This is a genomic window from Pseudomonas sp. ADAK13, from assembly GCF_012935715.1.
In the GTDB taxonomy this organism is placed as follows: Bacteria; Pseudomonadota; Gammaproteobacteria; order Pseudomonadales; family Pseudomonadaceae; genus Aquipseudomonas.
On sequence record NZ_CP052860.1, the window covers coordinates 1109316 to 1133112 of the forward strand.

Sequence of the window (23797 nt, forward strand, 5' to 3'; positions counted from 1 at the left end):
CTTACGGTTGGATCAATGCACATCCTTCCAGTATTCGCGTTTCAGCAGATAGGCGAACACGAAGAAGAAGGCCAGGTACAGCAACACATAGGTACCAATGCGCTGATGCTGCAGCTTCACTGGGTTGGCCGAGTAGGCCAGGAAGGTCACCAGATTCTTGACCTTCTCGTCGAACTGCTCTTCGTTCAGCGCGCCGGTCTTCGGCACTATGGTCAGCTGATCGCACGCTTCATGAGTCAAAGGCGTACCGGTGAGCGGATCATACTGCTTCTTGCCGTCTTCGACGATTTGTACTTGCTTGCATCCTACCACTTGGCGGCCTTGCAGGCCGACCAGAACGTTAGGCATACCGACGTTCGGGAACACTTTGTTGTTCACGCCGTAGGGACGCGTCGGGTCTTCGTAGAAGGATTTCAGGTAGCCATAGAGCCAATCGGTACCACGCACACGGGCCACCAGGGTCAGGTCGGGCGGTGCAGCCCCGAACCAGGTCTTGGCGTCGGCCGGTTGCATGCCAATGGTCATGTGGTCGCCGATCTTCGCACCGGTGAACACCGAGTGGCTGAGCATCACGTCATGGGGGATGCCCAGGTCATCGGCTACGCGCTCGTAACGCTGGAACTTGGCACTGTGGCAGCCCATGCAGTAGTTGGTGAACGTACGCAGCCCGTCCTGCATCGCAGCCTTGTCCGACACATCGATGTCGACTTTTTCCAGCTCTGGGCCGTGTTCAGCGGCGAAAGACAGCAGCGGCAAGGCCGCAAGAATGAATGCAACGAATAATTTTTTCATCAGCCAGTCACCCTTTCCGGTACCGGTTTGGTCTTCTCGAGCCGGGTGTAGAACGGCATCAGAATGAAGTAGGCGAAGTACAGGAAGGTGCAGACCTGCGACAGCAACGTACGCTCCGGGGTCGGCGCCAACACGCCCAGTACACCCAGGATCACGAACGCAATGCAGAACACCCACAGCCAGATCTTGCTCAGCCAGCCCTTGTAGCGCATGGACTTGACCGGGCTACGGTCGAGCCAGGGCAGCACGAACAGCACCGCAATCGCCGCGCCCATGGCGATAACGCCCATGAGTTTGTCGGGAATCGCCCGCAAGATCGCGTAGAACGGGGTGAAGTACCAGACCGGGGCAATGTGTTCCGGGGTCTTGAAGGCGTTCGCCTGTTCGAAGTTCGGTTTCTCGAGGAAATAACCGCCCATCTCCGGGAAAAAGAACACGATCGAGCAGAAGATGAACAGGAACACCACCACGCCGACGATATCTTTTACGGTGTAGTACGGGTGGAACGGAATGCCGTCCAGCGGTACGCCGTTTTCGTCCTTGTGCTTCTTGATGTCCACGCCGTCGGGGTTGTTCGAACCCACTTCGTGCAACGCCAGAATGTGCAGCACCACCAGGCCCAGAATCACGATCGGCAAGGCCACCACATGCAACGCGAAGAAGCGGTTCAGGGTGATCCCGGAGATCAGGTAGTCACCACGAATCCACTGGGTCAGGTCGTTGCCGATGACCGGGATCGCACCAAACAGCGAGATGATCACCTGGGCACCCCAGTAGGACATCTGGCCCCACGGCAGCAGGTAGCCCATGAAGGCCTCGGCCATCAGCGCCAGGTAGATCAGCATGCCGAACACCCACACCAGCTCGCGGGGCTTCTGGTAGGAACCGTAGAGCAGGCCACGGAACATGTGCATGTAGACGACGATGAAGAACGCCGAGGCGCCGGTAGAGTGCAGCAGACGCAGGATCGAGCCGTACTCGACGTCGCGCATGATGTATTCGACGGAGGCGAAGGCTTCTTCGGCCGACGGGGTGTAGCTCATCGTCAGCCAGACACCGGTAACGATCTGGTTGACCAGTACCAGAAGTGCCAGGGAGCCAAAGAAATAGAAGAAGTTGAAGTTCTTCGGTGCGTAGTACTTGCTGAGGTGGTCTTCCCACATTTTGGTCGCGGGGAAACGCGCATCCACCCAATCCATGAACTTGCTCATCAGGCTTTCTCCCCCTCGTCGACGCCAATGACAATGACACTGTCAGTCTCGTAGTGATGTGGCGGAACTGGCAGGTTCAGTGGTGCGGGTTGTGACTTGTAGACGCGGCCGGCGAGGTCGTAGTGAGAACCGTGGCACGGGCAGAAATAGCCCCCGACCCAGTCCTTGCCCAGGTCAGCGGGCGCCACTTCCGGGCGGAAGGTGGGAGAGCAACCCAAGTGGGTGCAGATACCGATCAGCAGCAGAATCTCCGGCTTGATCGAGCGAATTTCCTTATCGACGTAAGCGGGTTGGTCGGAATTCTTCGAGTCGGGGTCAGACAGTTGGCCCTCGATCTTCTTCAGATTTCCCAGGATTTCCTCGGTACGACGAACGATGAACACTGGCTGACCGCGCCACTCAGCAATCATTTGCTGGCCTGGATCGATCTTGCTGACATTCACCTTCACCGGTGCACCTGCGGCTTTCGCCTTGGCACTGGGAAACCATGACCCCACGAACGGGACCGCAGCCCCCACCGCTCCTGCAGCACCCACCACGGATGTGGCTGCTACCAAGAAGCGACGCCGGCCTGCATTCACGCCGTCATTGCTCATTCAGTCCTCTCCCATCAGCTTTGTGGCCTGTTAAATCAGGCGTCTACTAAGTGTTAAATCTGAACTTATAAAAATTTTGCCGAATGGTAATGAAAAGCCCCACGTCTGACAAGGTAATTACCCCCGGCACTGGCTCCAAGCCTTTGAGTATAGGGGCTCTACGGATGTGGCAAGTTGTCACAGAGATTTTTTTACATAAATAGTAGGCAATAAAAAACGCCCAGCTCCGTGAGGAGGCTGGGCGTTTTCTGGAACGTAAAAGCGAATTAACGCTTCGAGTACTGCGGACGCTTACGCGCTTTACGCAGACCAACTTTCTTACGTTCAACTTCACGAGCATCGCGAGTAACGAAGCCAGCTTTGCGCAGAGCGCCACGCAGGGTTTCGTCGTACTGCATCAGAGCGCGAGTGATACCGTGGCGGATTGCGCCAGCTTGACCACTTACACCGCCACCGATAACGGTGACGTAGATGTCGAACTTTTCAACGGTCTCGGTCAATTCCAGCGGCTGACGAACTACCATGCGGGCAGTTTCGCGACCGAAGAAATTTTCCAGAGTGCGGTTGTTGATCGAGATGTTACCAGTACCCGGACGCAGGAAAACGCGAGCGGTAGCGGTTTTGCGACGGCCAGTGCCGTAATTTTGAGTCGCCGACATAATGAACTATTCCGTTAAAACTTCAGTTCTTGGGGCTGCTGAGCAGCATGAGGGTGAGCAGCGCCCGCATAGACTTTCAGCTTGCGATACATGTCGCGACCCAGTGGGCCCTTCGGCAGCATACCTTTGACCGCGATTTCAATCGGGGCTTCAGGCTTTTTGGAGATCAGGCCTTCGAAGTTCGAAGACTTGATACCGCCTGGGAAACCGGAGTGACGGTAGTACATTTTGTCTTGCGCTTTGTTGCCGGTAACACGTACCTGCTCGGCGTTGATGATGACAATGTAGTCACCGGTATCAACGTGAGGGGTGTACTCAGGCTTGTGCTTGCCACGCAGACGGCTGGCGACTTCAGTGGCCAGACGACCCAGGGTCTGACCAGCGGCGTCGACGACAAACCAGTCGCGCTGAACTGTTTCTGGTTTTGCAGTAAAAGTTGTCATTCTTTAATAGCCTCAGGGGCCGCCCTGTAAATTAGACGGCGGATCTTACTGAATAGTGCGTACTTTGACAAGTCAAAGGCAGCCGGATACAGACGCTATCGGGGGCTCGGGTCGGCGCGTCCGTTCAACGGCAAGATTCTTCGGCAGGCGGCGCATCACTTCCACTGCAGAAAGAGGTGGGCAATTATGCAGATTGCCAAAAAAATTTCAACCTGCTTTTATGATTGTTTTCCCCGAAGGAGTACCCGATGGACTATCGACAGCTGGGCCGAACCGATCTGAACGTGAGCGCGATAGCCTTGGGCACCATGACCTGGGGCGAGCAGAACAGCGAGGCAGAGGCCTTCGCACAGATCGAACGGGCCAAGGCCGCGGGGATCAACTTCCTCGACACCGCGGAAATGTACCCGGTACCGCCCAAGGCCGACACCTACGCCACCACCGAGCGCTACATCGGTAATTACTTCAAAAGCCGTGGCGACCGTGCCGATTGGATCCTCGCCAGCAAGATCGCCGGCCCCGGCAACACCATCGACTACATCCGCGATGGCAACCTCAAGCACAACCGCAAGCACATCGCCGAAGCCCTGGACGCGAGCCTCAAGCGCCTGCAAACCGACTGGATCGACCTCTACCAGTTGCACTGGCCCGAGCGCAGCACCAACTTTTTCGGCCAACTGGGCTACAAGCACAAGGCTGAAGAAGACCTGACCCCGCTGGAAGAAACCCTCGAAGCCCTGGATGAGCAGGTCAAGGCCGGCAAGATCCGCCACATCGGCCTCTCCAACGAAACCCCGTGGGGTACCATGAAGTTCCTGGCCCTGGCCGAAGCCCGCGGCTGGACCCGCGCGGTGTCGATCCAGAACCCCTACAACCTGCTCAACCGCAGCTTTGAAGTGGGCCTGGCGGAAATCGCCATCCGTGAACAATGTGGGTTGCTGGCCTATTCGCCCCTGGCCTTCGGCATGCTCAGCGGCAAATACGAAGGTGGCGCACGCCCGGCCAAGGGCCGCCTGAGCCTCTACAGCCGCTTCAGCCGCTACTTCAACGCCCAGTCGGAAGCAGCCTGCAGCCGCTATGTGGCATTGGCCCGCGAGCACGGCCTGGACCCGGCGCAGATGGCATTGGCGTTTGTGACGCAACAGCCGTTCGTGACCAGCAACATCATTGGCGCCACGACCCTGGAGCAGCTGGACAGCAACATCGCCAGCGCCGACCTGAAACTGTCGGATGAAGTGCTGGCGGGGATTGAGGCGATCCAGAAGGATCATCCGAATCCTGCGCCGTGATTGACCCTGTGGTGAGGGGGCTTGTCCCCCGTTGAGCTGCGAAGCGGCCCTGAAACCTGCCACCTCGGCTGGCCTGAAAGAATGAGGTGGCTTATTGGGGCTGCTGCGCAGCCCAACGGGGGACAAGCCCCCTCGCCACATGAATCTCTCTGCGCTGTCAAAGCGCCCGCGCAATAATCTCCTTCATGATCTCGTTCGTCCCCGCATAAATCCGCTGTACCCGCGCATCCGCCCACGCCCGGGCAATCGGGTATTCCCACATAAACCCGTAACCCCCGTGCAGCTGCACGCACTCATCCAGTACCTTGCACTGCAAATCCGTGGCCCAGTATTTGGCCATCGCCGCCGTGGGCACGTCGAGCTTGCCTTCGAGGTGCAGCTCCATGCACTTGTCGACAAACACCCGGCCAATCTGGGTTTCCGTAGCAATCTCCGCCAGCTTGAAACGGGTGTTCTGGAAGTCGATGATCGCCTTGCCGAACGCCTTGCGGTCGCGGGTGTACTCCAGCGTCCATTGCAACGCCGCCTCGGCTGAAGACAGCGCGCCAATCGCCACCGTCAAGCGCTCCTGGGGCAACTCCTGCATCAGATAGGCAAAGCCCATCCCAGCCTGCCCCAGCAGGTTTTCCTTGGGTACACGCACATCCTGGAAGAACAGCTCCGAGGTGTCCTGAGCTTTCATCCCGACCTTCTCCAGGCGCTTGCCCTTGTCGAAGCCCGGCGTGTTGGCCTCCACCAGGAACAGGCTGGTGCCCTTGGCGCCGGCCTTGGGGTCGGTCTTGGCGACGACAATCACCAAGTCCGCCAGGTAGCCGTTGGTGATGAACGTCTTGGAGCCGTTGATCACGTATTCATCACCGTCCAGCACCGCCGTGGTCTTGACCCCTTGCAGGTCCGACCCGGCACCCGGCTCGGTCATGGCGATGGCCGTGACCATCTCCCCGGAGATCAGCTTGGGCAGGTATTTGTGCTTCAGCGCCTCACTGCCGTAATGCAAGATGTAAGGCGCGACGATGTCCGAATGCAGGGAGAAACCAATCCCGGTCAGCCCCAGCCGGCTGATCTCTTCGATCACCACCGCGCTGTAGAGAAAGTCCGCCCCGAGGCCGCCGTACTCTTCCGGCAAGTGCGAGCAAAGCATCCCCGCCTCCCGCGCCTTGTTCCACAGGTTGCGGTCAATGTAGCCCTGCTTTTCCCATTGCCCGTGGAACGGCGCCGCGTCTTTTTCGAGGAAGGTGCGCACGCTCTGGCGGAAGAGTTCGTGCTCCGAGCTGAACAAGGTTCTGGGAATCATGGGTCACCTGCGTGAATTGTCGGACAAGACCGGGATCACAGAGCCTAAGCCGCGAAGGCGTCACGGGACACTGGACACATGCGACAAAAAATAAGACGATCCAGCCGTCTGGTGACCACTTTCCCCTATAAGAATAAATGAAATTATGTCTAACCAAATCTCCACGCCCTTGCGGCGCGTCAGCATTTTGGCCATTGATCGGGTATTCGCTTCAACCCTCATGCAAGCCAAGGATTTTTTCCATCTCGCCAGCCTGCGCTACGGCAAACAGCTGGGCCAGGGCCTCACACCGGCGTTTGAAACCCGCCTCGTCAGCCCCGACGGGCAATCGGTGCGCAGCTTCAGCGACGTGATCATGCCGGTGGACGGAGGCCTCGAAAACGCCGACATCATCGTGCTCCCGGCCTTCTGGGACGACTTCGACTCACTGTGCCAACGCTACCCCCAAGTACTGCCCTGGCTGCGCGAGCAGCATGCCCGTGGCGCCGTGCTCTGCGGCGAAGCCACCGGGGTGTTCTGGCTCGCCGAGGCCGGCTTGCTGGACGGTAAGGAGGCGACCACCTACTGGCGCTTCTTCAACGCCTTCAGCGAACGCTTTCCCAAGGTTCAACTGAACCAGGACAAGCACCTGACCGACGCCGACAACCTGTACTGCGCCGGCGGCACCACCTCGGCCTGCGACCTCTACATCTACCTGATCGAGCGCTTCTGCGGCGCCAACATCGCCCAGGCGGTAGCCCGCGACATCCTTTATGAAGTGCAACGCAGCTATGCGCCGGGGCGTATCGGTTTTGGCGGCCAGAAGCTGCATCAGGACGTGATCATCCTGCAAATCCAGCATTGGCTCGAAGAACACTTCGCCGACAAGTTCCGCTTCGAAGACGTGGCCCGGGAGCACGGCATGAGCATCCGCAACTTCATGCGCCGCTTCCAGACCGCCACCGGCGACAAGCCGCTGCATTACCTGCAACGCCTGCGCATCGAGACGGCCAAGGGCTTGCTGTCCGGCAGTCGCAAAAGCATCAAGACCATCAGTTACGAAGTGGGTTACGACGACGCGAGCTTCTTTGCGCGGCTGTTCCGGCAACACACCGAGTTGTCACCCAATCAGTACCGCCAGCAATTCCAGCAAGCCGCGTAACCAAAGGGTATACACAGTAAAAATGTGGGAGCTGGCTTGCCTGCGATGGCGGCGTGTCAGGCACCAGATGCATTAGCTGACAGACCGCTATCGCGGGCAAGCCCGGCTCCCACCGTTGATTTCTGTTGACCTGGAAATTTTGCATTAAAAAGGCCCGCATCGCTGCGGGCCTTTTTCATTTCGAGCACATCGCTTACGGCTTGTGCGCCCGCGACAGGAACTCGTGGGACTGCATTTCCAGCAAGCGGCTCAAGGTCCGTTGGAATTCGAAGTTCAAGCGACCGCCGGTGTAGAGGTCCTTGAGCTCGACTTCCGCCGAGATGATCAGCTTGACGTTACGGTCGTAGAATTCGTCGACCATGTTGATAAAGCGCCGCGCGATGTCGTCGGTGGTGACGCTCATCTGCTCGACGCCGCTCAGGATCACCGCGTGGAAGATCTTGCCCAGTTCGATGTAGTCGTTCTGGCTGCGGGGGCCGTCGCACAGTTCGCGGAATTCGAACCAGGCCACGTCATCGCAGGTGCGCAACGCAATGATTTCGCGGTTTTCGATGATCAACTTGTCGTTTTCGATCGCCTGGGTGCATTCCGGCGTCAGCGCGCGGAAGCTTTTGCGCAGGCTTTCCTGGGCCACTTCGTTGAGCGGGTAGTGGAACAGTTCGGCTTGCTCAAGGTGACGCAGGCGGTAGTCGACGCCGCTGTCGACGTTGACGATGTCGGTGTTCTGCTTGATCAGGGCAATGGCCGGCAGGAAGCGCGCGCGTTGCAGGCCGTCCTTGTACAGGCCGTCGGGCACGATGTTCGAGGTGGCGACCAGGGTCACGCCGTTCTTGAACAGCTCTTCCATCAGGGTGCCGAGGATCATCGCGTCGGTGATGTCGGACACGAAGAACTCATCGAAACAGATCACCCGAGCTTCTTCCGAGAAGCGCTTGGCGATGATGGTCAGCGGGTTCTTCTCGCCCGGCAGGGTCTTCATCTCTTCGTGCACGCGCTTCATGAAGCGGTGAAAGTGAGTACGGACCTTTTCCTTGAACGGCAGCGCTTCAAAGAAGGTATCGACCAGGTAAGTCTTGCCCCGGCCAACACCACCCCAGAAGTACAGGCCCTTGACCGGCGTGTGGTCTTTCTTGCCAAACAACTTGCTGAACATGCCCGGCTTGTTCTGCGAGGCCTGGACCAGATCGTCGTACAGGCGTTGCAAATGGCGCACCGCAGTTTCCTGGGCAGCGTCATGGAAGAATTCCGGGCGTTTCAGATCAGCTTGATATCGTTCTAGGGGCGTCATAATTCGTTAGCAAGGCAACAAAAACGGGCCGCCACTGTAACGACGGCCCTGAAGAATGGCAATCAACCCTTGGTCGGGTCAATCCTCGATTGGGGTCAACGCAACGCGCAAGGCTTCAATCGCCGCATCCCGCGAGGCGCTGTCGGCGAACGCCGGGCTATCGGCGACGACTTCACCGTCCAGCCACACGCTGAAGCTCGAGGCTTCACTGCGTACATCCAGCGCCTGACCCGACTGCAGCTGCTTGGTCACCGCGCCGGCGGCTTTACCGTCGGCAAAGTTGCGCGACAACAGCAGTTGCTCGCCTTCGGCCGCCAGCAAACGGAAGCGGAAGCTGCCGTCGTCTTCGCGGAAGCTGACAAAACGTGCGGCTTTCGCAGCTTTCTTCTTGGTGGTGGCGGCAACGGCGACCGGGTTGACGAACGAACGCAGGCCCACCGCTTCACGCAGCTCGGCCAGGAACGGTGCCGCCACGGCGCGGGCTTTCTTGGCGCCGATCAGCAGCAGGTCTTCCATGTCCGACGGGCGCGACATCAGTTGGTGGTAACGCTCACGCGCCTCACCCAGTTGGCCGTCCAGCAATTGGAACAGACGGTTCTTCGCCTCGCCCCAGCCCAGGCCTTGCAGCAATTCGCCGCGGAACTCTTCTTCCTGGGCCTTGGTGGCAAATGCCTGGTACAGGGTGAACAGGTGGGAATTGTCCGGATCTTTCGCTTCGCCCGGCGCGCGGGAGTCAGTGACGATGCGCGAGATCGCGTCCTTCATGTCCTTGGCGCTGGTGAACAACGGGATGGTGTTGTCGTAGCTCTTCGACATCTTGCGGCCATCCAGGCCCGGCAAGGTGGCGACGCTTTCTTCGATCAACGCCTCGGGCATGGTGAAGAATTCTTTGCCATTGCCGAACAGGTGGTTGAAGCGCTGGCCGATGTCCCGGGCCATTTCCACGTGCTGGATCTGGTCACGACCGACCGGCACCTTATGGGCGTTGAACATCAGGATGTCCGCCGCCATCAGCACCGGGTAGCTGTACAGGCCCATGGTGATGCCCGCATCCGGGTCTTCGCCGTTTTCCAGGTTCTTGTCCACCGAGGCCTTGTAGGCGTGCGCACGGTTGAGCAGGCCCTTGGCCGCCACGCAGGTCAGCAGCCAGGTCAGCTCGGGGATTTCCGGGATGTCGGACTGGCGATAGAACGTCACGCGGTTCACATCCAGGCCACCGGCCAGCCAGGTCGCAGCGATTTCCATGCGCGAGCGCTGGATACGCTGCGGGTCATCGCACTTGATCAGGGCGTGGTAGTCGGCCAGGAAGTAAAAGGAGTCGGCATTGGCGTCCTGGCTGGCAAGGATCGCCGGGCGAATCGCGCCGGCGTAGTTGCCCAGGTGCGGCGTGCCGGTGGTGGTGATACCGGTGAGGATGCGGGTACGGGTCGTCATGGGTGATCGCTTTTCATCAATTCGAAAGACGTGGCAGCACAAGATCCTTGAGATCGGTCAGCTTGCCATGAAAAAAGTGTCCGCATTCTGCCACTTTCAGCAGTTCATGGGGGCGATTCAGGGCGGCGGACCAGTCGTAGACCAGCTGCGGGTCGACCACTTCGTCGGTTTCCGGTTGGATCACGGTCAATGGGCAGCCCTGTGGCAACACGTCGTTATCCCGCAGGCGCATCACCGCCGCGGCCACCATGAACAGGTGGGCGAGTTTTTCGCCCTTGGCTTCCAGGCGGCCGCCGAGGGTGCCTGCCACAAACCCGCCGAAGGAAAACCCCAGCAGGGTGATCGGCAGGTCGGAATGCTTTTCACGCAGCCAGGTGGCGGCGGCTTCGGCGTCGTCGACTTCACCGGTGCCCATATCGTGCGTACCGGCGCTGGCGCCGACACCGCGATAATTGAATCGCAATGTGATCAAGCCGGCATCGCGCGCAGTGCGTTGCAGGGTCGATACGACTTTGTTGAGCATGGTGCCGCCCTGCACCGGGTTAGGGTGGCAGATCAGCGCCAGGCCACGTGGCTCGGGGTGATCCAGATACAGGGCTTCCAGTTGGCCTACCGGGCCATCGATCAAAACGGGGGTTTCACGCATCAGCAAGGAAGGAACTCCGTGACCTCTCAAGGGGTCGACTCGTCTAGCTAAAAGTCTGTGCATGGCATCATTGCGAGCTTAATCGCGGTATACAGCGCAGGTCCGAGCCGTTAACGTAAAGCAAAGCCGTTTATAGAGGAAGGACTCGTGGAACACTCGCTCTTAGTTTGGTTGTTGCCGACTCTCGCCTTGGTTGCCGGTGTCGCCATTGGATTCCTGGTTGCCCGCCTGCTGCCGAATGCCGCGCCTAACCGCACGCAACGTCAGCTGGATGACATTCAGGAACGTTTTGACAGTTATCAGAACGAGGTTGTTACCCACTTCAACAGCACCGCGACCCTGGTGAAAAAGCTCACTCAGAGCTACCAGGAAGTACAGGATCATCTCGCCGAGGGTGCCAACCGCCTGGCCCTGGACGACATCACCCGCCAGCGTCTGCTGGCCGCGCTGCATTCCGATGCACCGCAAGCGCCACGGGAACGCCTGACCCCACCTCGGGAAAATCAGGAACCGCCACGGGACTACGCGCCAAAAACGCCAAACGCCCCGGGGATGCTGGATGAGCATTACGGCTTGAAGAAGTAATACGTTTTCAAGCGATATGAAAAAGCCCGGCTGATCGATGATCAGCCGGGCTTTTTTTGTTTGGCTTCGTTGGATGGAGTGAGTACATATCCGTTGCTGCGGTCAGGGCTGCTATGGGTTCCGCCCTTACGGCGGGTCACTTTTGAAAGGAGCCCAAAAGTAACCAAAAGGCTCTTGCCCCACCACTCGGCACCTCGCCCAGGCTCGGTGTGCCCTCTCTCCGGTACTACTCCGCGGGCCGCCGCGACGGGGCGTCCCTGCCCCGTCGCGGCTAAACCGGCGTCCTGCCGGTTTACCCGCTCCGTACTACCTGCGTTCGGCCAGCGTGGTTTAACGGGGCGCCTAAGATCAAGATCAAAAGCAGATCAACAGCACAGCGGCCTACAGGCCGGCTTGAGTGGTGTGAAGCAAAGGCAAAATCAAAATCAAAAGCCAGAGCGAGCACGGTCAAATGTGGGAGCTGGCTTGCCTGCGATGCAGACAACTCGGTACATCAGACACACCGAGGTGATGCCATCGCAGGCAAGCCAGCTCCCACAGAAAAGCAGAGCCGCAGCAGTTTCAGATTTGGTTTTCGCTTTGGCTTTGGCTTTTGATCTGGCTTCTACCACTCAAGCCGGCCGGTAGGCCGCTGTGCTCTTGCTTTTGATCTTGATCTGGCTCTGACTGCCCCAATAAGCCCGAGGCCGAACGCAGGGATTGAGGAGCGGGTAAACCGGCAGGACGCCGGTTTAGCCGCGACGGGGCAGGGACGCCCCGTCGCGGCGGCCCGCGGAGCAATGCCGGAGTGAGGGAACACCGAGCCTAGGCGAGGTGCCGACAGGCGGGGCAGAGCGCTTTGGTTACTTTGCCGCTTTTGCAAAGTGACCCGCTGTAAGAGCGGAACCATAAGTAGCCGTTACCGAAGCAACGGATATACCCCAAAGTCTCAAACCAGCGCCTGCTCCGCCAACTGCCCGTTCTCGATCCGCACATGCCGTCCATGGAAACGCTTGAGGCTGCTGCGGTGCCCGACGCTGACGATGCTCAACCCCGGCAACTCATCGATCAACGCCTGATACAGCGCCGCCTCGTCCTCCTCGTCCATCGCCGACGTAGCTTCATCCATGTACAGCCATTGCGGCTCAAACAGCAATGCGCGAGCAAACGCCAGACGCTGCTGCTCACCCGGTGACAACATGCGCTGCCAGTGGTTGGCTTCATCCAACCGAGGAATCAGATGCGCCAGGCGGCAGGTTTCCAGCACCTGTGCATAACGTTCCGCCGGGTACGCACCCTCCTCCTGTGGATAACTCAACACGCCGCGCAAGGTGCCAATCGGCAGATACGGCTTCTGCGGCAGGAACAGGTAACGCTCGGCCGGCAAGCGAATGTTGCCGTGACCGTTTGGCCACAGATTACCCATGGCCCGCAGCAAGGTTGATTTACCGCTGCCGGAGCGACCGCTGAGCATCAAGCGCTCCCCCTCGGCGACGGTCAGGTTGGCGCCGTCGAGCAGGTGACGACCATCGGCCAGGTCCAGGCTGAGGTTGTTCATCTGCAAACTGCCGCCCTGACGCTGCAACTCAATGCCCATGTTGCGGCCTTCGTTTTCTTCCATCGCCTCGCCAAAACTCAGCAGACGATCACAGGTCGCGCGCCAGCTGGCCAACACGGTATATGCGTCGACAAACCAGCTCAGGCTGCCCTGCACGCTGCCAAAGGCACTGGCCACCTGCATCAGCACACCCAGCTCTATCTGCCCGGAAAAGTAGCGCGGCGCGGCCACCACAAACGGAAAGATGATCGCAATCTGCGAGTATCCGCTAGTGAAGAAATTCAGGCGCTTCTTGAGCTGCATGATGCTCCAGAAGTTGCTCCACACCCGCCCGAAACGTGCACTCAGCTGTTGGTGTTCATTCGGCTCGCCATTGAACAGCGCAATGCTTTCGGCGTTCTCGCGCACCCGCACCAGGCTGAAACGCAAGTCGGCCTCAAACCGTTGTTGGCGGTTGCTCAAGCCGATCAGTTTTCGACCAATCAAGTGGGTCAACCAACTGCCCAGCACGGCATACACCAGCGCCGCCCAGAACATGTAGCCGGGAATCGTAATGCCCCACACTTCAATGCTGCCGGACACGCCCCACAAAATCACCGAGAACGACACCAGGCTCACCAGGTTACTGATAAAGCCCAGGCCCAGGCTGAGGGTGCTGCTGGTGAAGGCGTTGAGGTCTTCGGAGATACGTTGGTCGGGGTTATCGGTGTAGCCGCCGTATTCCAGGTGGTAGTAGTTCTTCTGGCTCAGCCACTTGGCGAAGTAGGTTTCGGTCAGCCAGCGCCGCCAGCGGATGGTGAGCATTTGCTGCAAATAAGAGGTGAACACCCCGGTGACGATCGCCACTACAGCGATCACGCTGAAGTACATCAGCAAATGGGTGAAGGCGTCGTAGTCCTTCTTTTCCAGGGCGTTGTAGAAGTCGCGATTCCAGCTGTTGAACCACACCGACACGGCCACGCTGAACAGCGACAGCCCCAGCACCACCAGCAACAACAGCCAGGCCTTGACCTTCTCCTCACTGCGCCAGTAAGGGGTGATCAGCGCCCAGACTTTCCTTAAAAATTGCCCACGCACCGCGTCATTGACCGCGGAATACTCAGCGTTCTGATTCATTGTTCAGGCTCGGTAGGAAATAAAGAACAGGCGTCGGATCGATCATAGCCGATCGATCCGGGGCTCCGTGCAGCCTGAAGCAGATTGTTCAGTCGCCGTTCAACGTCGTACCGGGCGCTTCTGCAGCTTGCGCTGCAACGTCCGGCGATGCATGCCCAGGGCGCGGGCGGTGGCGGAGATATTGCCTTCGTGCTCGGTCAACACCCGCTGGATGTGCTCCCACTGCAGGCGGTCCACCGACATCGGGTTTTCCGGCACCAGGGTGTCGAGGTCGGCGTGCTCGGAGAGCAAGGCAGCCAGGACGTCGTCGGCGTCTGCCGGCTTGCACAGGTAGTTGCAGGCGCCGCGCTTGATGGCCTCCACCGCGGTGGCAATGCTGGAATAGCCGGTGAGGATCACCACGCGCATTTCCGGGTCCAGCTCCAGCAGCTTGGGCAGCAGCACCAGGCCGGAGTCACCGTCCATTTTCAGGTCCAGGGCGGCGTATTCCGGCAGGTCGGCCGTGGCGATGGTCAGGCCTTCTTCGGCGGAACCTGCGGTGCTGACACGAAAGCCACGACGGCTCATGGCGCGGGCCATCACGCGGGTAAAGGTGGCGTCGTCATCTACCAGCAGCAGGTGCGGCAGTTCTTCGCCTTCGACTTGGATCTCGTCACTCATCGATGTCTCCTCGTGCGACACGGGGCAGGCGCAGCTCGGTGAGCGTGCCGCCTTCCTCATGACTATAGAGTTTCACTGAGCCGCCCGCGCGGGTCACGCTGGCCTTGCTCAAAAACAGGCCCAGGCCGAAGCCTTTGCCCTTGGTGGTAAAGAATGGCTTGCCGATCTGCTCGGCAATCGCCAGCGGCACACCGGCGCCGTGGTCGCGAATACTGATGGTGAAGTCTTCCGCGTCCCAGTTCAGGGTCACTTCCAACCCTTCCGGGCACGCATCGGCGGCGTTGTTCAGCAGGTTCAGCAGCGCCTGGGTCAGGTCCGGCGGCGGCGCCATGCGCGGCACTGCGCCCTGGCCCAGCAGGTGGAAACGGTAACTGGCTTCGGGACGCATCAGGTGCCAGCGGTTCAGGGCTTCGTCCAGCCACTGGGTGACGTCCTGCATCTCCACCGCCAGGCGGCGATTGGCTTCGGCGGCGCGCACCAGTTGCTGCAACGTCAACTTGCACTGCTTGACCTGTTCCTGCAGCACGCCGAGGTCATCTTGCAGGGCCGGGTCGTGATGGTCCTGGGTCATTTCCTTGAGCAGCACGCTCATGGTCGCCAGCGGCGTGCCCAACTCGTGGGCCGCGCCGGCGGCCTGGGTCGCGACGGCCAGCAACTGCTGATCGCGCAGACCTTCTTCACGGCGAATGGCGCGCAGCTCTTCCTGGCGGCGCAGCTCTTCCGCCATGCGCGCGGCAAAGAACGTGATGACCGCCGCCGACAGGGCGAAGCTCAACCACATGCCGTAGATCTGCAGGTTTTCCCGGGCGATGGGGAAAGTTTGCAGCGGGTAGAACTGCGCCAGCAGCAGGGTGTACAGGGCCAGGGCGATGCCCGACAGCACCACCGAATAGCGCCACGGCAAGGTCACCGCAGCGATGGTCAATGGCACCAAATAATAGGAAACGAAGGGGTTGGTGGAACCACCGGAGAAGTACAGCAACACACTGTGGATAAACAGGTCGCAGGCCAGTTGCAGCGCGTATTCCAGTTCGGTCACCGGCCACGTGGTGCGCAGGCGGATGGCAGTAAACGCGCACAGCACCGTGGAAAACCCGAGGGTGACCGCCAGTTGCAACCACGGCAGCGGCAGCAGGTTGAACCAATAGGCAAGCCCCACCGAGCCGGCCTGTGCGGCCAGCACCAGGGTGCGGATGAACGTCAGGCGCCAAAGGTTCTGGCGGGTGGCGGAAGTCAGTTTTACGGCGGCGAGCATGAGCTCTCCCGATGAGCGCTGCAGGCGGATCGCACGGAGTATAAACGAAGCGACAGCGCTGGCACGGCGTGTGTGGCTCTTTGACGCAGGGGTCAGGAACATGACCGTTCGTCGGCATCCGGTAACTTGTAGCGAATGTGTAAACCCGAAGAACTGAAACCTTGCGTCTACAGTCTTACCGAACACGAACATCTCAAGGAGCTTCCATGTCACGTTTCATTCGCAGTGCAGCCACCCTCACCCTCGGCGCCGCTACCCTCGCCAGCCTGCCGGCGATGGCTGCCGATGAACTGCATTACAACCAGATTTCCCTGCGTGCCGAAGTCAGCCAGGAAGTGGCGCGCGACCAGATGATCGTCACCCTCTACACCGAGTCGCAGAACACTGACCCAGCCAAGCTGGCCGCCGAAATCACCACCACCATGAACAAGGCGCTGGCCCAGGCCCGCGAAGTCAAAGGCGTGACCCTGCGCCAGGGCAGCCGCAACAGCTACCCAATCTACGACAACAAAAACCAGAAGATCACCGGCTGGCGTGAACGCGCCGAGCTGCGCATGGAAAGTGCCGACTTCGCCGCACTGTCCAAGCTCACCGGCGACATGCTGACCAACCTGAAAATGGACAGCATGGATTTCGCCATCGCCAACCCGACCCGCAAGGCCAGCGAAGATGCCTTGCTTAAAGAAGCGGTCACCGCGTTCAAGGCCCGTGCACAACTGGCCACCGACGCGCTGGGCGGCAAGGGCTACAAAATCGTCAACCTGAACTTCAACACCAACGGTTATCCACAGCCCTACGCCCGCGGTGGGATGATGATGAAGGCCGCAGCGATGGATTCGGCGCCGACGCCGGAAGTCGAAGCCGGCACCAGTCAAGTGAGCATGAGCGCCGACGGTGTGATTGAAGTCTTGCAATAAGTTTTATTGCAATAAAAAACGGCGCAGCCTTACAAGGCTAGCGCCTTTTTTTTGGGACGCGATGTCTCGATCACGTCATAACCAACTGTAGGTCCGACACTCGGCTCTCACTTAAGCCTACCGCCCACCTGTCAATTCTGCACACCTTAAAGTAACTATTGCCTTTATAAAATAACTTGTCACGCAGGATACAAACATCAATGTGGAACCGTTGACACTCAAGCTGCCACCCAACTGCACATACTCCACTGATGTTTTACACGACCACAGAAAAAACCTTAACCGTTCTAAAACAAGGCACCAATTCGCGCAATATAACAGTGTACGGTTCGGCCACCTCGAACTCACACCGAGGAATTCAACTTATAAACCCTCACTAATAAAAAGAGCCCACAATGAATATAAGCCCGCACTCCCTATCGCCACTTTCAACTACTCCACAGGCAACTTTTGCCGTTTCCGAACCTATACATAATCATCCCACTCGGACCACTGACTCTCCACCTAATGTACACACTCTCACTCCAGGAGCAGTGAAAGGTTCAGGGGCAAAAAAAACCGACCATGGACAAGAGTCGATTCACTCCTCCGCCCCTGATCATGAATTTGACGTCGCCAAGGCAGTCATTTATGGCTCAGTGGACGTTACTCCGCCCACTGCAAGCTATACGATACAAGAGCGGGTGCAACGTATCGATGCGTACGCGGGCCGTGTAACAACGCAGCTTGAGAACATAGAAAGTGGTGAGGAAGGCGAAAGCAATATCAGGTTCCAGAAGAACCGCCAGTTCCTGGAGCCTGCGGGCTATTTCAGTGGAGGGTTGCTAGCGGCCGGATATGACCCGCATGAAAAAATCACAGTGACCTTCACCTCCTACGTAGGGAAAGGAAAGCCTGAAGTACCGACCGACACCGACAAGCGTACCTACTTTGCGTGGGAAATTGCCGCAGGCGCTCTTGCGCATGACAAAGTACAGCGGGGCGGTCCGCTTAACTTCCAATTCATGGAAGTCGAGCGCAATGACCGAAGCAAGGTCAACGTTCTGGAGTCTCTAGGCAAGCACCTTCAGAATCATTGGGAACAGGACATAGCCAAGTCCATGCGAGACACTTCAGGCGCATTGGAGAAACGTTCAGGGAACGCCGATGCCTATGTTGTACGGGGAACATTGCAAAGCCTGTTAAACAACCCGGACAGCTTCGAAAAGTTAAGCTCTGACGCTCAGGAGGCGGTCAAGCGCACCCTGGAGAAAAATGGGCAAGTCATTATCCCCAACATCTATGGCTATCCACTGGCAGGGTATGCGTTTATTCCTAATACTCCATTTGATGGCAATTATGATCATCGGCCCAATGAGGGCTTGATGATCGATTTGAAGAACGGCACGGTCCGTGAAATAAAGGGAGATGCAGACTTTGCCGACTGGGCCAAAAACAATCGAAGCGCTTTGCTGCGCAGTTTCAATGCCAGCGACAGACAAGGCGGCAAAGATGCGCATTGGCCCAAGGCAGGGGATGTGCTCGACGAGTTGATTTCGGGCAATAGCGCCCATTACCCGGGATATTCCAGCCTCCTTAAAGATAAAGGTGTCCCGGTGCGGGAAACATTTAACTATACCGAATCGCGGGGCAGCAATTATCGCTTGAAATACGACAATCTGAACGACGGGATTGCCGCCAAATACCAGGAAGTAAACAGCAATAACGCTGTATGGTCCGACCAAACCGAGGTGTTTGGCTCTTCGCAACAAAACTGGAAGGCCGCGAAAGAGTTCTGGGGTAATACCTTTGGTTACGTACCCATCGTCGGCAACGCGGGCAATATTGTCTTTGGCGTCCATGATGGCATCTATGGCAAGACAGCAGGCGATCGCGTTGGAGGTAACTCGGCAGCAGTGATATCAGGCCTGCAATTGGTGCACGAACTTTTACCCGCTGCGGCCGAGTCAGGGCTAGGTGATGCCCCGATAAACGCTGGGCATTACAAATGGGTATACCGTTCAGAGACCCGCGAATTTGAATTGGCACGAGCACCCAAGGTGCCGGAAGATGCCGATGAAGTCATGGTTCCAAAGGAGGAAGGAGCCGAAGTTAACCGCCTGCGCCCTTCCGAGGCCGGCAATATCAGTGCGTATGCGGTTGCGGATGGAGAGCAGTTGATTGAAGGGGCTACACGTAACGGCAAAGGCATTTACCAGGTCAAGGATGCAACCACCGGCCAAGACCGCTGGTTCATCCGCTATTCCGATGAGTCGGGTACCCGCAAAGTCTACGAGATCAAGAGCAACTTCAAGTTAAGTGACGACTATGTCCAGATCATTGATCCCGAGAGCCGTAAACCGGTGTTGTCGGTACACACCGACGGCGACGGTGGGTGGGTCCGGGGTGAAGGAAAGGGCGGAAGATGGCCCTGGAATTCACCGTCCCCCACCCCCAGCGAAAACCTGATACCTAAATTCACCGATTTGTTCGACGATATCGACGCCGACGCCGCGAACGGGGCCAAGGTCTTCGACGAATACTTGAACGTTGATGAGGCAACCCCCTACAAAATATCGGCTACCGGGTATGAAGAAAACGGCGTGCTTAGAAGAAAGTTGAATGTGACGTGGGATGCCACTGAGCACACGTTCAACATTTGGCCATCCGAGCGGGCAGCCCCTACCCCGTACAGCACAAGCACCTACTCGCCAAACTTCATTAACGATGTGAATCGCAGCACGTACACAATCATCCAACCGTCAAAAGCCGGTGACGTTATCTCGGAGCTGAATGCCGGTGGGAACTCTGCCGAAGAAATCAGACAGAACCGGGTGACACAGTTCGAACAAGCGATTCCTGATGAAGACCTTCGGGCCCGCATTTCTGAAGTCGCCCATCAAGGAGCGGCACAGCCCGTCCATGCTGAAATCGTGAAGGCGCTAAAGGAAGGCTACAACGCCAAAGCGAATGACATAACCTACACGATCAACTATGACCCGCTGAAAAATGAAACCCAAGTCACACTGTTCACACAGTGGTACATCAATGACCTGACCGGGGATGAACCAAGGTCGATACCGGATATAAACGTGACCGCAACCCGAACGTTCACGATCCGTGAGAGTAACGAAATATCGGGGGATCGTTTCACCATCGACGAGTTCGCCCCGATTAACCTGGAGGTGTCGGTGCCGGCGGACTTCCCCGCGAATTAACCCTGTAATGCCTGCGCCTGTCTCTACCTGAATAACTGGAACGGCGGTAATCTCGGTGACCGCCGTTTTCGTTTGGGCAGCCTTTAGCTGCCATCTCAGGGGTCTCCATGGAAAGAATCGCCTTAAAACCGCTCCTCCTCGCTGCCGGCCTGCTCGCCTTTATGCCGATAGCCCAGGCGGCCAGCACCCTGGTCTACTGCTCCGAAGCCAGCCCCGCCGGCTTCGACCCCAGCCAGTACACCAGCGGCACCGATTTTGATGCCTCCGCCGAAACCGTGTTCAACCGCCTGACCCAGTTCAAGCGCGGCGGCACCGAAGTCGAACCGGGCCTGGCGACCAGTTGGGACGTGTCCAAAGACGGCCTGACCTACACCTTCCACCTGCGCGATGGCGTCAAGTTCCACACCACCGACTATTTCACCCCGACCCGCGACTTCAACGCCGATGACGTGTTGTTCACCTTCCAGCGCCTGCTCGACCCCGAGAATGCGTTCCGCAGGGCCTACCCGTCGGAGTCGCCGTACTTCACCGACATGGGCTTGAACACCACGATCAAGAACGTCGAAAAACTTGACGAGCACACGGTGCGCTTCAACCTGAACAACGTCGACGCCTCCTTCGTGCAGAACCTGGCCATGAGCTTCGCCTCGGTGCAGTCCGCCGAATACGCCGCGCAGTTGCTCAAGGAAGGCAAGGCCGCCGACATCAACCAGAAGCCCGTCGGCACCGGGCCGTTCGTGTTCAAGCGCTACCAGAAGGATTCGCAGATTCGCTACAGCGCCAACAAACAGTATTGGAAGCCCGAAGATGTGAAGCTCGACAACCTGGTGTTCTCGATCACCCCGGACGCTGCGGTGCGCCTGCAAAAGCTCAAGGCCGGCGAGTGCCAGGTCAGCGGTTACCCGCGCCCCTCCGACATTGACGTGATGAAGCAGGATCCGAACCTGCGGGTTCTTCAGCAAGCCGGCTTCAACCTGGGCTTTCTCGCCTACAACGTGACCCACCCGCCGCTGGACCAACTCAAGGTGCGCCAGGCGCTGGACATGGCCATCGACAAGCCGGCCATCATCAAGGCGGTGTACCAGAGCGCCGGACAATTGGCGCAGAACGCGCTGCCTCCGGCCCAGTGGTCTTATGACCCCACCATCAAGGACGCGCCCTACGATCCGGCCAAGGCGCGGGCGCTACTAAAAGAAGCAGGGGTTGCACCAGGTACCACCATCAACCTGTGGGCGATGACCGTACAACGCGCTTCCAATCCCAACGCCCGCATGTCGGCGCAGATGATCCAGCAGGATTGGGAAAAGATCGGCATCAAGGCCAATATCGTCAGCTATGAGTGGGGCGAATACATCAAACGCGCCAAAGCCGGCGAGCATGACGTGATGATTTACGGCTGGACCGGCGACAACGGTGACCCGGATAACTGGCTCGGCGTGCTCTACAGTTGTGCTGCGGTGAAGGGCAGCAACTATGCAAAATGGTGTAACCCCGCCTACGACAAGCTGGTGCAGCAGGCCAAGGTCAGGAGCGACCGCGAGCAGCGCATCAAGTGGTATCAACAGGCGCAAAAAATCCTTAAGGAACAAGTACCTATAACGCCTATTGCAAACTCGACGGTTTTCCAGCCCCTGCGAAAGGAAGTACAGGACTTCAAGATCAGTCCATTTGGACTCACACCGTTCTATGGCGTCAGTCTGAATAAGTAACAGCCGCGCCCCAACCGAGTGCACCAGACGCCTCGGTTGGGCATTCATGGTGCGCGTCTCGCACCGAAAAAAACCCTCAAAAGTGCGTAAATGTGTCTGAACTTACACATATGCGACATTCGTGTACGTTCGTACCACTGTTTAGCCGTTGTAGGCTCTCAACATCTTGCATTGGGTATGGGCCCTGCATAAGTATCCGCAGGTCGACTCACGAGGTCGCCCTCACTACCAAAAATGACAACAAATCATGAGGCCAACATGCTTAAACACGCAGTCATTCCGTTATTAGTCAGCGCCGGTTTAATGGCTGCTGCACCTTTCGCCCAAGCGGCGAGCAACCTGGTGTTCTGCTCCGAAGGGAGCCCGGCCGGCTTTGATCCAGGCCAGTACACCACCGGAACAGACTTCGATGCTTCGGCCGAGACCATGTTCAATCGTCTGACCCAGTTTGAGCGCGGCGGCACCGCTGTTGTTCCTGGGCTGGCCACCACCTGGGACGTTTCCCCGGATGGCCTGACCTACACCTTCCACCTTCGTGAAGGCGTCAAGTTCCACACCACCCCGTACTTCAAGCCAACTCGTGAATTTTCGGCTGACGACGTACTGTTCACGTTCAACCGGATGATCAACAAAGATGATCCGTTCCGCAAAGCCTACCCAACCGAGTTCCCGTACTTCACGGACATGGGTATGGACACCAACATCAAGAACATCGAGAAAGTCGATGCCCACACCGTCAAGTTCACCCTTGGCACCGTGGACGCCGCCTTTATCCAGAACCTGGCAATGAGCTTCGCCTCCATCCAGTCGGCTGAATACGCCGCCCAGCTGTTGAAGGAAGGCAAGGCACAGGACATCAACCAGAAGCCAATCGGCACTGGTCCGTTCGTATTCAAGAGCTACCAGAAAGACTCCAACATCCGTTACACCGGCAACAAGGATTACTGGAAGCCTGAAGACGTGAAGATCGACAACCTGATCTTCGCCATCACCACCGACCCGTCGGTGCGCATCCAGAAGCTGAAGAAAAACGAATGCCAGGTAACCCTGTTCCCGCGTCCGGCCGACCTCAAGGCGCTGGGTGAAGACAAGGACCTGAAACTGCCGCACCAGGCCGGTTTCAACCTGGGCTACATCGCCTACAACGTCATGCCGGTCCTCAAGGGCCAGACCGCACCGAACCCGCTGTCTGACCTGCGCGTGCGTGAGGCTCTGGACATGTCGGTGAACAAGCAGCAGATCATCGACTCGGTCTACCAGGGTGCAGGCCAACTGGCTGTCAACGCCATGCCGCCTACCCAGTGGTCCTACGACACCACCATCAAGGACGCCCCGTTTGATGTGACCAAGGCCAAGGCCTTGCTCAAGGAAGCCGGCGTCAAGGAAGGTACCGAGATCACCCTGTGGGCGATGCCGGTCCAGCGTCCGTACAACCCGAACGCCAAGCTGATGGCTGAGATGCTGCAGAACGACTGGAAACAGATCGGCCTGAAAGTGAACATCGTCAGCTACGAGTGGGGCGAGTACATCAAGCGTTCCAAAGGCGGCGAGAACCAGGCCATGATCATTGGCTGGAGCGGCGACAATGGTGACCCGGACAACTGGCTGAACGTGCTGTTCGGCTGCGATTCCCTGGCCGGCAACAACTTCTCCAAGTGGTGCGACAAGAAATTCGACGGCATCGTGAAAGAAGCCAAGGCGACTTCCGACGTAGCCAAACGCACCGAGCTGTACAAGCAGGCGCAACATATCCTCAAAGATGCAGTCCCGATGACACCTATCGCGCACTCGACGGTGTATCAACCCATGCGCAACAACGTGCAGGACTTCAAGATCAGCCCGTTTGGCTTGAACTCCTTCTACGGTGTGAGCGTAAGCGGCAAGTAAGGGTCTCTGGCGGCGACGTTTCATAACGTCGCCGTTATTGCATCCGCCAAGACCGTAGGAAACAGACCACCTCCGCACACGCTGCCGTCCTACGGCAGCGAACTGCGAATCGCGGTTCCATTGCCTACAAGGTCTGTCAGA

General features: G+C 58.3%; 19 protein-coding genes. 7 read left to right on the top strand and 12 right to left on the bottom strand.

What is annotated here, in order from left to right; translation table 11 throughout:
• Positions 1 to 12: 12 nt before the first annotated feature.
• The 5 genes from HKK54_RS05295 to rplM form a co-directional block, all read right to left on the bottom strand.
• Entirely contained in the window at positions 13 to 792 is a 780-nt protein-coding gene (locus tag HKK54_RS05295) for a cytochrome c1 (protein ID WP_010170751.1), read from the bottom strand.
• On the bottom strand, positions 792 to 2003 hold the full coding sequence (locus HKK54_RS05300; protein WP_003216042.1) for a cytochrome b: 1212 nt from the start codon (positions 2001 to 2003) through the stop codon (positions 792 to 794). Before HKK54_RS05300 ends, HKK54_RS05295 begins: the two co-directional genes overlap by 1 nt.
• The gene (gene petA / locus HKK54_RS05305; protein ID WP_003216040.1) at positions 2003 to 2599 is read right to left on the bottom strand and encodes a ubiquinol-cytochrome c reductase iron-sulfur subunit; all 597 of its coding nucleotides are present in this window, start codon (positions 2597 to 2599) and stop codon (positions 2003 to 2005) included. Before petA ends, HKK54_RS05300 begins: the two co-directional genes overlap by 1 nt.
• Positions 2600 to 2865: 266 nt before the next feature.
• Positions 2866 to 3258 carry a 30S ribosomal protein S9 gene (rpsI, locus tag HKK54_RS05310; protein WP_003216038.1) on the bottom strand — a complete coding sequence of 131 codons (393 nt, stop codon included), beginning with the start codon at positions 3256 to 3258 and terminating at the stop codon, positions 2866 to 2868.
• A gap of 14 nt (positions 3259 to 3272) precedes the next feature.
• A complete protein-coding gene (gene rplM, locus HKK54_RS05315; RefSeq protein ID WP_003216032.1) occupies positions 3273 to 3701 on the bottom strand; it encodes a 50S ribosomal protein L13 in 429 nt (142 codons plus the stop codon).
• 248 nt (positions 3702 to 3949) lie between these two features.
• On the opposite strand from rplM, the gene HKK54_RS05320 reads away from it, so the two are divergent.
• Positions 3950 to 4990, top strand: coding sequence for an NADP(H)-dependent aldo-keto reductase (locus tag HKK54_RS05320; RefSeq protein ID WP_010170771.1), 1041 nt, complete (start codon positions 3950 to 3952; stop codon positions 4988 to 4990).
• Between the two features lie 157 nt (positions 4991 to 5147).
• Here the strand turns inward: HKK54_RS05320 and HKK54_RS05325 are convergent, their stop codons facing one another.
• Positions 5148 to 6284 (bottom strand): acyl-CoA dehydrogenase family protein, encoded by a 1137-nt coding sequence (locus tag HKK54_RS05325; protein ID WP_169386309.1) that lies wholly within the window; start codon positions 6282 to 6284, stop codon positions 5148 to 5150.
• A gap of 220 nt (positions 6285 to 6504) precedes the next feature.
• Between HKK54_RS05325 and HKK54_RS05330 the strand changes: the two genes are divergently transcribed.
• Positions 6505 to 7425 (top strand): GlxA family transcriptional regulator, encoded by a 921-nt coding sequence (locus HKK54_RS05330; protein WP_172834601.1) that lies wholly within the window; start codon positions 6505 to 6507, stop codon positions 7423 to 7425.
• Between the two features lie 193 nt (positions 7426 to 7618).
• Here HKK54_RS05330 and zapE read toward each other — a convergent pair whose 3' ends face one another.
• The 3 genes from zapE to HKK54_RS05345 form a co-directional block, all read right to left on the bottom strand.
• Positions 7619 to 8713, bottom strand: coding sequence for a cell division protein ZapE (gene zapE / locus HKK54_RS05335; protein ID WP_003216025.1), 1095 nt, complete (start codon positions 8711 to 8713; stop codon positions 7619 to 7621).
• Between the two features lie 78 nt (positions 8714 to 8791).
• On the bottom strand, positions 8792 to 10147 hold the full coding sequence (locus HKK54_RS05340) for a tryptophan--tRNA ligase (RefSeq protein ID WP_169386310.1): 1356 nt from the start codon (positions 10145 to 10147) through the stop codon (positions 8792 to 8794).
• Between the two features lie 16 nt (positions 10148 to 10163).
• On the bottom strand, positions 10164 to 10793 hold the full coding sequence (locus tag HKK54_RS05345; protein ID WP_029615886.1) for an alpha/beta hydrolase: 630 nt from the start codon (positions 10791 to 10793) through the stop codon (positions 10164 to 10166).
• Positions 10794 to 10940: 147 nt separating this feature from the next.
• Here HKK54_RS05345 and HKK54_RS05350 point away from each other — a divergent pair, with 147 nt between their 5' ends.
• Entirely contained in the window at positions 10941 to 11378 is a 438-nt protein-coding gene (locus HKK54_RS05350) for a YhcB family protein (RefSeq protein ID WP_010170781.1), read from the top strand.
• A 928-nt stretch (positions 11379 to 12306) separates the two neighbouring features.
• Here the strand turns inward: HKK54_RS05350 and HKK54_RS05355 are convergent.
• From HKK54_RS05355 to HKK54_RS05365, 3 genes are all read right to left on the bottom strand, one after another.
• Positions 12307 to 14031, bottom strand: coding sequence for an ABC transporter ATP-binding protein/permease (locus HKK54_RS05355; protein WP_169386311.1), 1725 nt, complete (start codon positions 14029 to 14031; stop codon positions 12307 to 12309).
• A 99-nt stretch (positions 14032 to 14130) separates the two neighbouring features.
• Positions 14131 to 14691 (bottom strand): response regulator transcription factor, encoded by a 561-nt coding sequence (locus tag HKK54_RS05360; RefSeq protein ID WP_010175084.1) that lies wholly within the window; start codon positions 14689 to 14691, stop codon positions 14131 to 14133.
• Positions 14684 to 15946: an ATP-binding protein gene (locus HKK54_RS05365; RefSeq protein ID WP_010175082.1), complete on the bottom strand. Its 1263-nt coding sequence runs from the start codon at positions 15944 to 15946 to the stop codon at positions 14684 to 14686. The genes HKK54_RS05360 and HKK54_RS05365 overlap by 8 nt, the downstream gene beginning before the upstream one ends.
• Before the next feature lie 206 nt (positions 15947 to 16152).
• On the opposite strand from HKK54_RS05365, the gene HKK54_RS05370 reads away from it, so the two are divergent.
• From HKK54_RS05370 to HKK54_RS05385, 4 genes are all read left to right on the top strand, one after another.
• A complete protein-coding gene (locus HKK54_RS05370; protein WP_010175080.1) occupies positions 16153 to 16863 on the top strand; it encodes an SIMPL domain-containing protein in 711 nt (236 codons plus the stop codon).
• Between the two features lie 395 nt (positions 16864 to 17258).
• On the top strand, positions 17259 to 20060 hold the full coding sequence (locus tag HKK54_RS05375; protein ID WP_442962320.1) for a hypothetical protein: 2802 nt from the start codon (positions 17259 to 17261) through the stop codon (positions 20058 to 20060).
• Positions 20061 to 20167: 107 nt separating this feature from the next.
• Positions 20168 to 21769, top strand: coding sequence for an ABC transporter substrate-binding protein (locus HKK54_RS05380; RefSeq protein WP_169386313.1), 1602 nt, complete (start codon positions 20168 to 20170; stop codon positions 21767 to 21769).
• A gap of 258 nt (positions 21770 to 22027) precedes the next feature.
• Positions 22028 to 23656, top strand: a complete 1629-nt coding sequence (locus tag HKK54_RS05385; protein WP_010175075.1) for an ABC transporter substrate-binding protein — start codon at positions 22028 to 22030, stop codon at positions 23654 to 23656.
• Positions 23657 to 23797: the final 141 nt, after the last annotated feature.